The organism is Pseudomonas sp. NFACC25 (genome assembly GCF_900100935.1).
Classification (GTDB): Bacteria; Pseudomonadota; Gammaproteobacteria; order Pseudomonadales; family Pseudomonadaceae; genus Aquipseudomonas; species Aquipseudomonas marginalis.
Genome location: NZ_FMUC01000001.1, coordinates 214,572 through 230,483, shown reverse-complemented (window position 1 = coordinate 230,483; position 15,912 = coordinate 214,572). Strand labels below are relative to the sequence as shown.

At 63.6% G+C, this 15,912-nt stretch carries 12 protein-coding genes; 10 read left to right on the top strand and 2 right to left on the bottom strand.

Annotation, left to right across the window (positions count from 1 at the left end; genetic code table 11):
• Nucleotides 1–835 precede the first annotated feature (835 nt).
• From BLQ09_RS01050 to BLQ09_RS01005, 10 genes are all read left to right on the top strand, one after another.
• Complete coding sequence (locus BLQ09_RS01050) at nucleotides 836–3,229, top strand: TonB-dependent receptor plug domain-containing protein (protein WP_092354846.1); 2,394 nt, start codon at nucleotides 836–838, stop codon at nucleotides 3,227–3,229.
• Between the two features lie 15 nt (nucleotides 3,230–3,244).
• Nucleotides 3,245–4,210, top strand: a complete 966-nt coding sequence (locus BLQ09_RS01045; RefSeq protein ID WP_027607424.1) for an amino acid ABC transporter permease — start codon at nucleotides 3,245–3,247, stop codon at nucleotides 4,208–4,210.
• Nucleotides 4,203–4,976 (top strand): amino acid ABC transporter ATP-binding protein, encoded by a 774-nt coding sequence (locus BLQ09_RS01040; protein WP_027607425.1) that lies wholly within the window; start codon nucleotides 4,203–4,205, stop codon nucleotides 4,974–4,976. The genes BLQ09_RS01045 and BLQ09_RS01040 overlap by 8 nt, the downstream gene beginning before the upstream one ends.
• An 18-nt stretch (nucleotides 4,977–4,994) precedes the next feature.
• Nucleotides 4,995–5,918 carry an ABC transporter substrate-binding protein gene (locus tag BLQ09_RS01035; protein ID WP_027607426.1) on the top strand — a complete coding sequence of 308 codons (924 nt, stop codon included), beginning with the start codon at nucleotides 4,995–4,997 and terminating at the stop codon, nucleotides 5,916–5,918.
• A 12-nt stretch (nucleotides 5,919–5,930) separates the two neighbouring features.
• On the top strand, nucleotides 5,931–7,514 hold the full coding sequence (locus BLQ09_RS01030) for a flavin monoamine oxidase family protein (protein ID WP_092354843.1): 1,584 nt from the start codon (nucleotides 5,931–5,933) through the stop codon (nucleotides 7,512–7,514).
• Between the two features lie 11 nt (nucleotides 7,515–7,525).
• Nucleotides 7,526–7,948: a RidA family protein gene (locus tag BLQ09_RS01025; RefSeq protein WP_027607428.1), complete on the top strand. Its 423-nt coding sequence runs from the start codon at nucleotides 7,526–7,528 to the stop codon at nucleotides 7,946–7,948.
• A gap of 223 nt (nucleotides 7,949–8,171) precedes the next feature.
• Entirely contained in the window at nucleotides 8,172–8,672 is a 501-nt protein-coding gene (locus BLQ09_RS01020) for a DUF2165 family protein (RefSeq protein ID WP_043293747.1), read from the top strand.
• 36 nt (nucleotides 8,673–8,708) lie between these two features.
• Nucleotides 8,709–9,815, top strand: a complete 1,107-nt coding sequence (locus BLQ09_RS01015) for an efflux RND transporter periplasmic adaptor subunit (RefSeq protein ID WP_092354840.1) — start codon at nucleotides 8,709–8,711, stop codon at nucleotides 9,813–9,815.
• 21 nt (nucleotides 9,816–9,836) lie between these two features.
• Nucleotides 9,837–12,920: a MexW/MexI family multidrug efflux RND transporter permease subunit gene (locus BLQ09_RS01010; RefSeq protein WP_092354837.1), complete on the top strand. Its 3,084-nt coding sequence runs from the start codon at nucleotides 9,837–9,839 to the stop codon at nucleotides 12,918–12,920.
• Nucleotides 12,917–14,359: an efflux transporter outer membrane subunit gene (locus BLQ09_RS01005; protein ID WP_027607432.1), complete on the top strand. Its 1,443-nt coding sequence runs from the start codon at nucleotides 12,917–12,919 to the stop codon at nucleotides 14,357–14,359. The genes BLQ09_RS01010 and BLQ09_RS01005 overlap by 4 nt, the downstream gene beginning before the upstream one ends.
• Here the strand turns inward: BLQ09_RS01005 and BLQ09_RS01000 are convergent.
• Together BLQ09_RS01000 and BLQ09_RS00995 are read right to left on the bottom strand one after the other, a co-directional pair.
• Nucleotides 14,326–15,063 carry a nitroreductase family protein gene (locus BLQ09_RS01000; RefSeq protein WP_027607433.1) on the bottom strand — a complete coding sequence of 246 codons (738 nt, stop codon included), beginning with the start codon at nucleotides 15,061–15,063 and terminating at the stop codon, nucleotides 14,326–14,328. The two genes, BLQ09_RS01005 and BLQ09_RS01000, sit on opposite strands and share 34 nt — an antisense overlap.
• A gap of 35 nt (nucleotides 15,064–15,098) precedes the next feature.
• Entirely contained in the window at nucleotides 15,099–15,752 is a 654-nt protein-coding gene (locus BLQ09_RS00995; protein ID WP_027607434.1) for a helix-turn-helix transcriptional regulator, read from the bottom strand.
• Between the last annotated feature and the right edge of the window lie 160 nt (nucleotides 15,753–15,912).

Genomic DNA, 15,912 nt, shown 5'->3' with positions numbered 1-15,912 from the left:
TCGAATTCCGGCCAGCGTGGTTTAACGGGGCGCCTGAGATCAAGATCTAAAGCAAGATCAAGGGCGGCTCGCTTCGCATCGTGGTTACCGTTGGTTAATACAACGTTGTGTAGATACCCATACTCATCGGGGCATAGGTATCTACACAATTTTCAGAGACTGGCGAGTTCCCCTGTGGCGAGCGGGCTTGTCCCGCGTTGGGCTGCGTAGCAGCCCCAGTAAAGCTGAATGCGGTGTATCAGAAACTCCATAGCGGCTGTTTTGGGGCCGCTACGCGGCCCAACGCGGGACAAGCCCGCTCGCCACAGGGAGATTTATCAGAGGCTGAAAAGTTGTGTAGATATCCATGCCCCGATGCGGGAGTGTCAGTTGATGCATCTGTAGCTGACCCACTGCCATCAGGGGGCAAGTCGAACCGTCGCACCGCCCCTCCCACATTTGGATTTGCATACCTCAGGTAGACCTCGGCCTGAGCTAAAGGCCAATCTCGAAAAGACATTATTTATATGAATAAAAAAACTAAAAAATAATAAAATTAGAGAATATTAGCTTATATCAAAACAGCATTGTATTTTCAAAACCCATTCCGTTATGTTTGATCGCAACAGCCTACCCCTGACCTCGGATGGTACCCAGCGTAATCAAGATTCTGCGCGCCATAACCGGGTGATCATCCCCGCAGCAGAATCGTTGGAAGGGAGTTCAACGTATGTTGCCAATTCAAACCCAGCGCCACACCTAGTCCCCAATCGCCGCAACCCCCCTGAAAAAAACCGAGCACCGCGCCCGCCCGCGTGACTGCCCGACTTTGCGATTTGGAATGTCTGGAGTGGCTATGAAGCAAGTCTTACAACCGACCGCCATCCTGGCGCTGGCAATCCTGGCCACTACCGCCCGGGCCCAGGACGACAGCACCCTTTCCACCGTGGTGGTCACCGGTAACCGTGGCGCCGAACAACGCACGGTCACCAGCAGCCCGGTGCCGATCGATGTGGTCAGCGCCAAGCAATTGCAGAGCACCGGCAAGCCCGGTTTGATGGAGGCGTTGAGCGCGGTGATCCCATCGCTGACCCTGCCGGAAAAAACCGGTTGGGACGCCAGCGGCATCGCCCGTGCGCCGAACCTGCGCGGCATGAGTGCCGCCGAAGTGCTGGTGCTGGTCAATGGCAAGCGCCGCCACACCGCGGCCACCCTGAACATCAACGGCATCAACACCGGCGCCGCGCCGGCAGACCTGGATTTGATCCCGATCAGCGCCATCGACCACGTCGAAGTCCTGCGCGACGGGGCCGCCGCCCAGTACGGCTCCGATGCCATCGCCGGGGTCATCAACGTGATCCTCAAGGCCGACACCAGTGGCACCTCGGTGACCAATGTCGGCCAGGGTTACGACGGCAAGAAACAGACCGTGCAGCAAAGCCTCAACAAGGGCTTCGAGATCGGCAACGGCGGCATCGTGCAGTTGGCCCTGGACGCGCGCAGTCAGAACGACGACAACAAGGCCAGCGCCAATGGCTACACCTATGCCCAGGCCTTTGAGCAGGCCGGCCGCTCCACCTATGGCGGCTACGGCACACCGAAGACCAACCTGCTGACCCTGGGCTACAACGCCGAATTGCCGATCGACGACAGCTTCAGCCTGTATTCCTTCACCACCTATTCGCGGCGCAAGGCCGAGCAGGGCCAGAACTTCCGCCTGCCGACCATCACCAACACCATCACCACCGGGCCTAACGGTTACCCCGGCGGCTACACGCCGACCTGGTATATCGACGAGGACGACTTCCAGGCCGCATTCGGCGGTAAAGGCACCGTCGGCGAGTGGGACTGGGACCTGTCCACCACCTACGGACGCAACGAGGCGGAGCAGGGCACCACCCATAACCAGAACCCATCCCTGGGCGAGGCCACGCCGAACAGCTTCACCTCCGGTACCTGGATTTCCACCGAGCTGACCACCAACCTCGATTTCAAGCGCGGCTTCGACATCGGCCTGCAAAAGCCGCTGGACCTGAGCTACGGTTTCGAACATCGCCGCGACACCTACGAGGTGCAGGCCGGTGACTATGAGTCCTACGCCAACGGCGGCTACTGCGTGGCACCGGGTAACTGTGCGTCGTCCGGAGCCCAGGTCACCAACGGCATCTCGCCGGATGAAGAAAGCAGCGCCTCGCGCAACAGCCTCGCCAGTTACGTCGACGTGGGCTTCAACCCGGTGCCGGACTGGTACGTGGGCACCGCGTTTCGCTACGAGCATTACAACCAGGGCGTGGGCGCTACCCGCAGCGGCAAGCTGACCACCCGCTACGACTTCACCCCGCAGTTCGCCGTGCGCGCCACCGTGAGCAATGGCTTCCGTGCACCGTCCCTGGCCAACAGCCTGTTCAGTGCGCGATCCACCACCTATGGCGTGGTCGACGGCGTGTACCAATCGATCAACTACGGCGTGCTGCCGGTAGGTTCGGCCGCCGCCCAGGCCTTGGGGGCGCAGGAACTGAAGCCCGAGCGTTCCACCAACTTCAGCCTGGGTTTCACCCTCACCCCCAGCGATCGCCTGAGCTTCACCGCCGACGCCTACGTGATCAACCTGCGCGACCGCATCACCCTCACGGGCACCTTGCTCGGCCCGGAAATCACCCAGGTGCTGCAAGGCAATGGCATCACCTCCACCTCCGGCGGCCAGTACTTCATCAACGGCGCCGACACCCGCACCAAAGGCCTGGACCTGGTCGGCAACTACAGCCAGGACCTCGGCCCCTATGGCGCGCTGAAATGGACCGCCGCGTTCAACTGGAACCAGACCAGAATCCTCAATTACAAGGAATCCACCACGATCCTGGGCACGGCCTATGACCTGATGGACCGCCAGGCCCGCAACCTGATCACCGGCGTGCAGCCCAGCACCAAGCTGATCCTCGGTGGCGACTGGAGCATCGAACGCTTCAACCTCAACCTGGCCCTGACCCGCTACGGCTCTTACAAAGAAGTCAACGTCTCCGCCGACCGCAGCCTCGACCGGGTCTACAGCGCCAAGTGGATCACCGACCTCGATCTTGGCTACAACCTCACCAAAGACCTCAACGTGGCCATCGGCGCCAAGAACCTGTTCGACGTCTACCCGAAAAAACAAGGTGTACCGAGCAGCACCATGGTCAGCAGCTACGGCACCTATTCGCCCTACGGTTTTACCGGCGGGTACTACTACACCCGCTTGACCTATGCCTTCTAGGCCGAGGAATACATCATGCCCATCGTTGCCAAATCCTATGACCTGATTGACTCGCCCGGCGCGCTGCGCCAGGCCCGTGTGTCCACACCGATCAAAGCCCTGCAGGTGGTGCCCGCGCGGCACCCCTGGCGCTGGGCCGGGTCGATCTTTGCCGCGCTGGTGCTGCTCGCCATCGCCCATTCCCTGGCCACCAACCCGCGCTGGGAGTGGGGCGTGTTCGGCCAGTGGTTCTTCTCGCCGTCGGTGCTGCGTGGCCTCGGCCAGACCCTGTTGCTGACGCTGCTGAGCACGGTGTTCAGCGCCATCCTCGGCACTGCGCTGGCGTTGGCGCGGCTGTCGGGCTCGCCGCTGCTGGCGGCCCTGGCCTGGGGCTACATCTGGTTTTTCCGCTCGATGCCGGCGCTGCTGGTGCTGATCATCCTCTACAACTTCGCCTACCTGTACGACCACATTGTCCTCGGCGTACCGTTCACCAGCGTGGTGTTCGCCGAGTGGTCGACGGTGGACGTACTCAGCCAATTCACCGTGGCCGTACTGGGCCTGAGCCTGATGCAGGCGGCGTACGCGGCGGAGATCATTCGCGGCGGCCTGATCGGTGTGGATGCCGGCCAGCATGAAGCGGCGGCGGCCCTGGGCCTGCCGGCCTCGCGGCGGATCTTCCGGATCATCCTGCCCCAGGCGCTGCGCTCGATCCTGCCGTCGGGGTTCAATGAAATCATCGGCCTGGTCAAGGGCACCTCCATCGTCTACGTGCTGGCCCTGCCGGAGCTGTTCTACACCGTGCAGGTCATCTACAACCGCACCCAGGCGGTGATCCCGCTGCTGATCGTCGCCACCGTCTGGTACCTGATCATCACCACCGTGCTCACGAGCGCCCAGTACTACGTCGAGCGGCATTTCGCACGGGGTACGGCCAGGGTGCTGCCGCCCACGCCATGGCAACGCGTGCGCCGCTGGCTGAAGGAGAACACCCATGAGTGAAGCCCGCGCCGGCCGTATCCAGATCCAGGGCGTGGGCAAGCGCTTTGGCAATCAACAGGTGTTGAAAGACATCGACCTGACCATCGATCCGGGCAAGGTCACGGTGATTCTCGGGCCGTCCGGCTCGGGTAAATCCACCTTGCTGCGCACCATCAACCACCTGGAAAAGATCGACAGCGGGCACATCACCATCGACGGTGAATACGTCGGCTATCGACGCAAGGGCGACCTGCTTTACGAGCTCAAGGAACGCGAGATTCTCAAGCGCCGTATCGACGTCGGTTTTGTGTTCCAGAACTTCAACCTGTTCCCGCACCTCACCGCCTGGGAAAACGTCGCCGAGGCGCCGCTGGCGCACAAGCGCTGGAGCAAGGCCGACGCCCAGGCCAAGGCCACCGCACTGTTGGCCAAGGTTGGCCTGGCGGACAAGGTCGATGCCTACCCACGCCAGCTTTCCGGCGGCCAGCAACAGCGCGTCGCCATTGCCCGCGCACTGGCGCTGGACCCCAAGGTGCTGCTGTTCGATGAACCCACCTCAGCCCTCGACCCGGAACTGGTGGGCGAAGTACTCGACGTGATCAAGGGCCTGACCCGGCTGGGCGTGACCCTGGTGATCGTCACCCACGAAATCGGCTTTGCCCGCGAAGTGGCCGACCACGTGGTGTTTCTCTGCGACGGCGAGTTGATCGAAGAAGGCCCGCCCGAACAGATTTTCCGCCAACCCCGACATCCCCGCACCGTGGCCTTTCTCGGCAAGGTGCTTTAGTTCAAGGAGTGACTGCCCATGTTCATCAACATCACCCGCGTGGCCCTGCTGGCGCTGGCCGTCAGTGCTGCGCAAAGCGCATTCGCCGTGCAACAGGTCGACCTCAGCCCCGACCGCCCACGCATCCATGTGCCGCGTAACGAAGCGGCGATTGCGCAGATCCCGCCGGGCTTCAAGTTCGCCCAGCCGGGCAAGTTCACCGTGGCCGTGTCCGGCGTGGCAGGGCCGCCCCTGGCGCTGCTGGCCAGCGACGACAAGACCACCATCGGCAGCGAAGCCGACACCGCGCAACTGGTGGCCGACAGCCTCGGCCTGCAACTCAATGTGGTGCAGACCAGCTGGGAAGACTGGCCCCTGGGCGTCAGCTCGGGCAAGTACGACGCGGTGATCAGCAACGTCACGGTGACCGAGGCGCGCAAGAAGCGCTTTGACTTCGCCACCTATCGCCAGGATGTGCTCGGCTTCTACGTCAAGACCACCAGCAAGATCAGCGAGATCAAGCAGGCAGCCGATATTGCCGGGCTGAAGATCATCGTCGGCTCCGGCACTAACCAGGAAAAAGTCCTGCTGGCCTGGAACGAGGCCAACGAAAAGGCCGGCCTCAAACCCGCGCTGTTGCAGTACTTCGACGACCAGGCCGCCGCGCAACTGGCGGTGCAGTCGGGGCGCAGCGATGCGCTGTTCGGGCCCAACTCGGTGTATGCCTATTCGGCGGCGATCACCGGCGGCATCAAGCGCGTCGGCACGGTGAACGGTGGCTGGCCATTGCAGGCGGACATTGCCGTGACCACCCGCAAGGACAACGGCCTGGTCAAGCCGATCCACACCGCTCTGGAAGGCGCGATTGCCGGCGGCCAGTACGAGCAGGTGCTGCAACGCTGGGGCCTGGATGTGGAACGCGTCGACAAGTCGCTGATCAACCCACCGGGCCTACCGGATTAAGGAGCAATCGACATGGGACTGACACGACGTGAAGCGTTGTCGAGCATCGCTGCGGTAGGCGGCGAAAAAGCCGTCAAGGATGCACTCGCGGTACTCGGCCTCGGGCCGTCATCGCACCGCCGACCGCAACCGTTGAAACTCAAGGACGGCCTGGGGCATGGCACCCGCGTGCTGGTGCTGGGCGCCGGGATTGCCGGGCTGGTCACCGCCCTGGAACTGACCCGCGCCGGGTTCAGCGTGCAGGTGCTGGAAGCCCGTGAGCGGGTCGGCGGTCGCACCTGGACAATCCGCCATGGCGACCGCGTGGACTACCAGGATGGCCGCACGCAAACCGCCGCGTTCGAGCCGGGGCATTACTTCAACGCCGGGCCTGCACGGATTCCCAGCCAGCACAGTACGATCCTCGACTATTGCAGTGAGCTGGGGGTGCCGCTGGAAGTGCTGGTCAACAGCAGCCATGGCGCCCAGGTGCGGCCGGATGTGAACCAGCCGGCCTTCAGCGTCGGCCAGGCGATCAACGATGCGCGCGGGCACGTGTCCGGGTTGCTGGCCAAGGCGGTGCAGCGCGATGCCCTCGACGATGTGCTGAGCGCCGAGGAACGCACGCGCTTGCTGGCGTTTTTGCACGTGTATGGCGACCTGTCCCAGGAGCTGGCCTTTGAGGGCACGATCCGTTCGGGGCACCTGGAATCCCCGGCACATCCCGGCGCCTTGCCCGCCAGCCGCAGCCCGTTGGCACTGGACCAACTGCTGCACCCCGAGCTGTGGGGCGCCTTGCTGCACACCGAATTTCCGGAGTTTTCGGCGACGATGTTCCAACCGGTGGGCGGCATGGACCGCATCACCGACGCCTTCTACCGGCGCGTCAGCGATCACGTGCAACTGGGCGCCCAGGTGCGCCAGATCCGTCAGTTGGAAAACGGCGTGGCCGTGACCTACCACGACCAACGCAGCGGTCGCGAGCAGGTGGTACGCGCCGACTATCTGGTCTCGACCTTGCCGCTGCCATTGCTGGCCAAGCTCGACACCGACTTCAGCGACCCGATCAAGGCCGCCTTGCTCAGCACCCGCAGCGACCAGGCCACCAAAGTGGCGTGGCAGTCCCCACGCTTCTGGGAAACCGACTACCGTACCTACGGCGGCCTGTCGTGGATCGAACACCCGGCGCGCCTGCTCTGGTACCCGAGCAACGACCTCAACACCCGCGAGGGCCTGCTGGTGGCCGGCTACGTGACCGGGGAGGGCGCCGATGCGTTTGGCGCGCGACCGTTCGACCAGCAGTACGCCACCTCCAAGGAAGCGGTGGAACTGCTGCATCCGGGCTACTCCAGGCACCTGCGTCATCCGCTGGCGGTGTCCTGGGAACAGATCCCCTTCAGCGAAGGCCCGTGGCTGCAACGTGAACACTTCCCGGCCGATGCCAGCGCCTTGCTCGAAGAAGGCCACGGCCGCGTGTACTTCGCCGGCGACGGCCTGGTGCAAAGCGGCGTGGGCATCTGGCAGGAATCGGCGGCCAACTCGGCGCGGCATGTGGTCGCGCAACTGGCTGAACGCGTGACCCAACAACGACAGGTCGCGGCACTCGCCGCCTCTTAAGGAGACACACCATGAGCGACAGCATTCAACGCACCAGCGTCGGCGATTTCCCGATCTCGCAGACCGTCACCGTACCGGCGTCCGCCAGCCTGATCTTTGTCAGCGGGACCTTGCCGGACCTGGTTGATCCAACGGTTCCCGGGGTGTTTGGCAACACCGAAGTGCAGACGGTTTCGGTCTTCAACAAGCTGCGCCAGATCCTGCGCCAGCAAGACCTGGACCTGGGCGATATCGTGCAGTTACGGGTATTCCTGGTCGGCGCCGAGGAAACGGGCGGCAAGCTGGATTTCGCCGGGTTGCAGCGTGGGTATACGCAGTTCTTCGGCACCCCCGAGCAGCCGAACAAGCCCGCACGCACCGCTTTGCAGGTCGTGGCGTTGCCATTGCCCGGTGCACTGGTGGAAATCGAAGCCATCGCCGCCAGGACGGCGTGATAATCCCTCGCAAGTAACCCCCCCTCACAACCGCTTCCGGGCTTCGGCGTGACTGCGCCGAACGCCCCGGCGGGCGCCTGCCAGACAGCGTTTCCAACCTTCCTGAAGCCCCTCCCGCACAAAGATAAATCTTGTATTTAAACGCCTGCGACGTATTATCCAAGCAATGTCTTGTGTATATGCCTGAGGCTGGATTTCCCTTTCGACAAATACGGAGGTTTGAATGACTGTGGAGGCAGGGTTACTGGGTCACTCGATGTCAGTGTTCCTGGGCGTACAGGCCGTTGGCTTGAGCCTGTGGCTGAGCATTGCGGTGCTTAACAACTGGCAAGCGTTTCGCAGCTCGGTAGGCGCGGTAGGCGCGACCATGGCCATGGAGCCGTTGCGCCAGAGCCCCGCCATCGACATTCCCTTGCTGGTGCGGGCCGTGCGTTCACCCCGTCTGCACCAACTGGCCCTGCTGGTGGTACTGGCCCTGCAATTGGTCGCTGCACTCGCGGCCTGGACCGGCAGTTATCACTTGATCCTCGGCGATGGCCTGCTGTCGGCAAGGCCCTGGCTCAACCTCGCCCTCAGCGCGTTTTCGGCGTTTGTCTTCGCGATGCTGCTGGGGGGCTTGTGGTTCGGCTACTGGATTCGCCAGGAGGGGTTGCAACTGACTCACCTGGTGCTGTCGATCTGGGCGGTACTGGCCTTCTTCCTGTTTAACCACAGCTGGCTGTGAACCGCGCGTAACGCACTCATCGTGATAAGGACGTCCATGAACAAGAAGAAGATAACCAGCCTGGTGTTGATTCCGGTGGCGGTCATCGCGGTGGTGATGATGTCGCGCGCGCCGTCCCAGGCCCAATCTGCCGATGCCCCCGCCAGCGCCTTGACCAAGGTGGCCCTGGGGGCGGTGCAATTGCGCCCGGCCAATGTGTATTTCGCCGGCGTCGGTGAGCTGGAAGCGGCCTCCCAGGTGCAGGTTTCCGCCGAGGTCGGCGGGCGGGTCACCTTGATCAACTTCGAGTCGGGCCGCCAGGTCAAGGCTGGCGAGGTGCTGGTCAAACTCAACGATGCCCCGGAACAGGCCGAGCAGTTGCGGCTGCAGGCCCAGGTGCGCAATGCCGAGATCATCCGCAAGCGCGTGACCGGGCTGGTCAGGGAAAACGCCGCGACCCAGGAACAGCTCGACAACGCCCGGGCCGCCCATGACATGGCCTTGGGCGAGTTGAAAAAAGTCCAGGCACTGATTGCCCAGAAGACTATCCGCGCACCCTTCGCCGGGGTGCTGGGGATTCGTCAGGTCAACGAAGGGCAGTACCTCAATGTCGGCGATCGCATCGTCAGCCTGGTCAACACCCAGGTGCTCTATGTCAATTTTTCCCTGGATGAGCAGCTCAGTCGCCGCCTGGTCGTTGGGCAAACCGTGGGCGTGCTGATCGACGCCTACCCTGACCGGGTGTTCAAGGCGCGGATCAGTGCCGTCGACCCGATGATCGGCCGCTCACGCACGGTGCAGGTGCAGGCCACGCTGGAGAGCCCGGACGCCCCCCTCAAGCCGGGCATGTACGCCAGCGTCAAAGTGGCCGATACCGAGGTGGCCGATGTGCTCACCGTGCCGGAAACGGCGGTGGCCTACACCGCCTATGGCGATACCGTTTTCCTTGCCCGCCCGGACCAGGGCGCCACGCTGGTGGTCAAGCGGGTGGCGGTGAAAATCGGCCAGCGCCAGGACGGTTGGGTCCAGATCCAGGAAGGCTTGCACGAGGGTGACCAGGTGGTGACCTCCGGACAACTCAAGCTCAGTGACGGCATGGCGGTGCAGGCGACCGATGACACCCTGGCCCTGCCTGCGTCCAAACCGCCTGTGACGGGCATCTGATTCTTCGCCCAGAGAACGCTCATGACTTTCACCGATATTTTCGTTCGGCGGCCGGTGCTCGCGCTTGTCGTCAGTATTCTGATCCTGCTGCTGGGGATCATGTCCTTGTTGCAGCTGCCGATCCGCCAGTACCCGATGCTGGAAAGCTCCACCATCACCGTGACCACCGAATACCCCGGCGCGTCATCCGACCTGATGCAGGGCTTCGTCACCCAACCGATTGCCCAGGCGGTGTCGTCGGTGGAAGGTGTGGATTACCTGTCGAGTTCGTCGGTGCAGGGGCGCAGCGTGGTCACGGTGCGCATGGAGCTCAACCGTGACTCGACCCAGGCGCTCACGGAAGTCATGGCCAAGGTCAACCAGGTGCGTTTCCGGCTGCCGGAGCAGGCCTATGACCCGGTGATCGAGCGCTCGTCCGGCGAGTCGACGGCGGTGGCCTATATCGGGTTCTCCAGCCCGACCCTGTCGACCCCGGCCTTGACCGATTACCTGGCACGGGTGGTGGAGCCGGTGATGAGCACCATCGAGGGCGTGGCCAAGGTCCAGGTGTTCGGCGGGCAAACCCTGGCGATGCGCCTGTGGATCGACCCCGCACGGCTGGCTGCGCGCGGCCTGACCGCCGCCGATGTGGCCGACGCGGTGCGCCGCAACAACTACCAGGCGGCGCCGGGCAAGGTCAAAGGCCTGTTCGTGGTCGCCAACCTGCGGGTCAATACCGACCTGACCAACGTCAATGAATTTCGCGATTTGGTGCTGCGCAACGATGGCAACGGCCTGGTGCGCCTGAAGGACGTCGGTACCGTGGAGCTGGGCGCGGCGTCCAGCGAAACCAGTGCCACCATGGACGGCGTTTCGGCCGTGCACCTGGGGTTGTTCCCGACGCCCGGCGGCAACCCGCTGGTGATCGTCGACGGTATCAAGAAACTCCTGCCGGACGTGCGCAAGACCCTGCCGCCGGACGTCAAGGCCGAGCTGGCGTTTGAAACCGCGCGCTTTATCCAGACCTCCATCGACGAGGTGATGAAGACCCTGCTCGAGGCCTTGCTGATCGTGGTGATCGTCATCTACCTGTGCCTGGGGTCGTTGCGCACGGTACTGATTCCGGTGGTGACCATCCCCTTGTCGATGCTGGGGGCCGCGGCGCTGATGCTGGCGTTCGGTTTCAGCCTCAACCTGTTGACGCTGCTGGCGATGGTGCTGGCCGTGGGGCTGGTGGTGGACGATGCGATTGTGGTGGTGGAGAACGTGCACCGGCATATCGAGGAGGGCAAGACCCCGGTGGCGGCCGCCCTGGTCGGTGCGCGGGAAGTGGCGGGGCCGGTGATCGCCATGACCATTACCCTTGCGGCGGTGTATGCGCCCATCGGCATGATGGGCGGCCTCACGGGGGCGTTGTTTCGGGAGTTCGCCCTGACCCTGGCCGGCGCGGTGATCGTGTCCGGCGTGGTGGCGCTGACGTTGTCGCCGGTCATGAGCTCGTTCCTGCTGCAGTCCAAGCAATCGGAAGGGCGCATGGCACACCTGGCCAACCGTTTCTTCGACGGCCTGGCCCTGCGTTATGCCAAGGTACTGGACCTGTCGCTGCGGCATCGCTGGCTCAGCGGGCTGTTTGCCTTGCTGGTGATGATCAGCCTGCCGTGGCTGTACCAGTTGCCGCAGCGGGAGCTGGCGCCCACCGAGGACCAGGCCGGGCTGCTCACCGCCATCAAGGCGCCGCAACATGCCAACCTGGAATACGTCGAGCGCTTTTCCACCAAGCTGAATGAGGTCTATGGGCGCCTGCCGGAAACCGTCAGCACCTGGATCATCAATGGCAGCGACGGCATCGCCTCGAGCATTGGCGGCATCAACCTGACGTTGTGGGGCGAGCGCGAGCGCACCGCCGCGCAGATCCAGGTCGACCTGCAGGCGGCCACCAACGATGTGGAAGGCACCAGCATCTTTGCCTTCCAGTTGCCTGCCTTGCCGGGCTCCACCGGTGGCCTGCCGGTGCAACTGGTGCTGCGCAGCTCCCAGGATTACCGCGTGCTGTACGAAACCATGGAGCAGATCAAGCAGAAGGCCCGCGACAGTGGGTTGTTCGCCGTGGTCGACAGTGACCTGGACTATAACAACCCGGTGGTACAGGTGCGGGTGGACCGGGCCAAGGCCAACAGCCTGGGGATCCGCATGCAGGACATCGGCGAATCGCTGGCGGTGCTGGTGGGGGAAAACTATCTCAACCGCTTTGGCCTGGAGGGCCGCTCCTATGATGTGATTGCCCAGAGCCCGGGCAGTGAGCGACTGACGCCCGAAGCCCTGACCCGCCAGTATGTGCGCACGGAAGACGACACGCTGATTCCGCTGTCGACGGTGATCCAGGTGTCCGAGCACGTCGAACCCAACAAGCTGACCCAGTTCAACCAGCAGAACGCCGCGACCTTCCAGGGCGTGCCGGCGGCCGGGGTCACCCTGGGCGACGCCGTGGCGTTCCTGGAGGGCGTCACCGCCGAGTTGCCCGTAGGGTTCAGCTACGACTGGCAATCCGATGCGCGGCAGTACACCCAGGAAGGCAATGCGCTGCTGCTGGCGTTCCTGGCGGCGGTGATCGTGATCTACCTGGTACTGGCGGCGCAGTACGAAAGCCTGATGGACCCGCTGATCATCCTGATCACCGTGCCGCTGTCCATCAGCGGCGCGCTGATTCCCCTGGCGCTGGGCTACGCCACGATCAATATCTACACCCAGATCGGCCTGGTGACCCTGATCGGGCTGATCAGCAAGCACGGCATCCTGATGGTCGAGTTCGCCAACGCCCTGCAGGCCCAGGAACACCTCGACCGTTCCGAGGCGATACGCAAGGCCGCGCAGATTCGCTTGCGGCCGATCCTGATGACGACGGCGGCCATGGTGGTCGGCCTGGTGCCGCTGCTGTTCGCTTCGGGTGCCGGGGCCAACAGCCGCTATGGCCTGGGGGTGGTGATTGTATCGGGCATGCTGATCGGTACCTGCTTCACCCTGTTCGTGCTGCCGACGGTCTACACCCTGCTGGCCCGCAAGCATTCCCTGGCGGCCGCGACCCCACGGGCCCAGTCCCTGGCGCAAACCCTGAGGAGTGAACCATGAAGCCCGGCAAAACTGTCACCACCGTGCTGGCGCTGACGCTGCTCAACGGCTGCATGGTCGGGCCGCATTACGAAAAGCCCGTAACCCCGCCGATCAGCCTGGTCACCGCGCAAAAGGCCTTGTTCGCCCAACAGGCGCCCGTGCAGGCCCAGTGGTGGTCGTTTTTTGACGACGCCGAGCTCGATCGCCTGATCGACACGGCGCTGGCGCATAACCATGACATCCGCCAGGCCCAGGCCAACCTGCTGGCCTCCCGCGCGGTGTTCGATGACCGCCGGCTCGACCAGTATCCCGGCGTCACCGCCCGTGCCGCCTATGGCCGCAGCCTGGAGCAGCAGTTGCCGTTCGACGGTGGGCCACCGGAGCGGATGCTGTCGCAGACCTATCGCGCCGGCTTTGATGTGCAGTGGGAGATCGATGTGTTCGGGCGTTTGCAGCGCCTGACCGCATCGGCCATGGCACGTTCCCAGGCGGCGCAGGCGGACCTGGCGCTGATGCAGTTGAGCATCGCCGCCGACGTGGCGCGTTATTACTACGAGCAGCAAGGCTTGACCCGCAGCCTGGAGGTGGCCCAGGCCCAGGTCAGTGCCTGGCGCGAAACGCTCACGCTGACCAGCGCCCAGGTGCGCGCCGGCAGCGGCCAATTCGAGGATCAGCAAAACGCCCATGCCAACCTGCTGCTCAGTGAGGCAGCGATTCCACCGTTGCTGACGCGGATCCAGGAAACCGGTTATCGCCTGGACGTATTGACCGGCCAACCACCGCGTCAACAGCAGGCCCTGGCCAAGGCGCATTTCCTCGCGCCCCTGGCCCGGCAACTGCCCTTGGGCGATGTCGACCAGTTGATCCGCAATCGTCCGGATGTGGTCAGCGCCGAACGCCTGCTGGCCGCCAGCACCGAAGACGTCGGCGCCGCCACGGCGGACTTGTACCCACGCCTGAACCTGGGCGGTTTCATTGGCTTCTTCGCCCTGCGTGGCGGCGACCTGGGCAGCGCGTCCCGCGCGTATGAGCTGGCGCCGTCGGTGGACTGGCCGGCGTTTCGCCTGGGCAACGTGCGCGCACGCCTGCGCGGTTCCCAGGCCCAGGCCGAAGGTGCCCTGGCGCGCTATCAACAGTCGCTGCTCAAGGCCCAGGAAGATGTGGAAAATGCACTGATGCGCCTGGCGCAGGACCAGACCCGCCTGGGCGCCTTGCTGGCGTCCGCCACCCATGCCGAGCAGGCGATCGACATCGCCAGCAAACGCTACCGCAGCGGTTCGGGCACCTACATGGCGGTGCTGGAAAACCAGCGTGCGTTTTTCCTGATCAAGAAGGACGTGGCCGATGCCGAGACGGCGTCCTACCTCAACGCCATCGCGCTATACAAGGCGCTGGGCTGGGGCAGTGGCGGTGCGCAGCAGGCTCAATCAGCGGACAAACCATTGGCCAGCAACTGAGCCTTGAGATCGGGCCGGTAGTTACGTGCATACGTGCGGCCCACGGTGCTTGACCAGGACTGGCCGTCCGCACGGCCGATGATCTGCCAATGGCGCATCAGGTGCTGGTCATAGGCACTGATCGCCGGTGCGAGCGCGGCCGGGTTGTAGCGCTCGTCGTGACGGAAGGCTTCGATGCCCATGCGCGGTTTCTGTGCCGCCGGCTCGTGCACATGACCCAGGGCCAGGCCGCACAGGGCGAAGGTCTGCTCGGGCAGCCCGAGCAGCTCGATCATCGCCTCGGCGTTGGCACGAATGCCGCCCACCGGCACCACGCCCAACCCCAATGAGCGTGCGGCGATCATCAGGGTGCTGAGGATGATGCCGCCGTCGGTGCTGGCGGCGATCAGCCCTTCCAAGTGCCGCTGGATCTGCTGTTGCTGGCCATTGAGCGCGGCACCGACGGCGGTCTTGTGAAAGTCCACCACCAGGGTGATAAACACCGGTGCCGACGCGATCCAGGGCTGGCCGCCGGCTATTGCCGCAATGCGTTGGCGGGTGCCTGCGTCGCGCACGACCACCACGGAAATATGCTGGGCATTGAAGGACGTCGGCGCCAGGTGGCCGGCCCGCAAGATGGCATCCAGGTGTTCGTCGCTGACGGGCGTGGGTTGGAAGCTGCGCTCGCTGCGGTGGTTGGCGAGCAAGTCGATAGTCGGGGTCATGGCCTTATTCCTTTAGGGCGGTTGGTGTGGGGCGGTCAGGTGCGCGGTTGGATGTTATAGACGCAACGCCGGTCCCCGGAGATCAGGTGTTCGCAGCGTTCGACAAGGGTGTCGTCACCCATGGCTGCACGAAATATCTGCAGCTCCGAGCGGCAGAAACCCTGGCATTTGCGCGCGGCAGCGCAGATCGGGCAATGGTTTTCGATCAGCAGCCAACCTTCACCTGCGGGTTCCATATGCGCCATATAGCCGGCGAGTTCGCGGATGCGCACCAGGATGGCGACTTTTTCTTCCAGGGACGAGGCTTGCGAACACGCCTGGACGTACTCCTGGCGGTTGGTCGCTTCCATGCTGGTGATGATTTTTTCGATGCCGTCACTGCCGAAAACCCCCTCGATGGATTCGATCAGGTGCAGGGTCAGCACGCTGTGGGAATCGGGGAATTTGTTCTGCGCAGTGTCCGTCAGCGCCCACTTCAACGAAGGGCGGCCGGCCCCGGAGGTGGGTGCCGAAACGCCGACGATCAGTTCCGATGCCTGCAACTTCTGGATTTGTTGCCGGGTTGCCTCAAACGTGAGTTCCAGCAGGGACGCCAGTTCGGTGGTTTTCAACGGGCCACGGGTCTTGAGCAAAAACAGGATGCGTTCAGCGGTGGATGACTGGGTATCGTCGGCAGGTCTGGAGGTCATAAATCGCGTGTAACCATGGGGAGTGAGGGCATCACTGGAGTTCGTCGACCTTTGGCGCCATCCATTGCGTAAGGGGTAGTGGGCATGAGCATAGTCATTTTTGCTGCTCAGGAAAATAATAAATAAATGGAATCAATAGGTAATTATAAATAGCAAATAA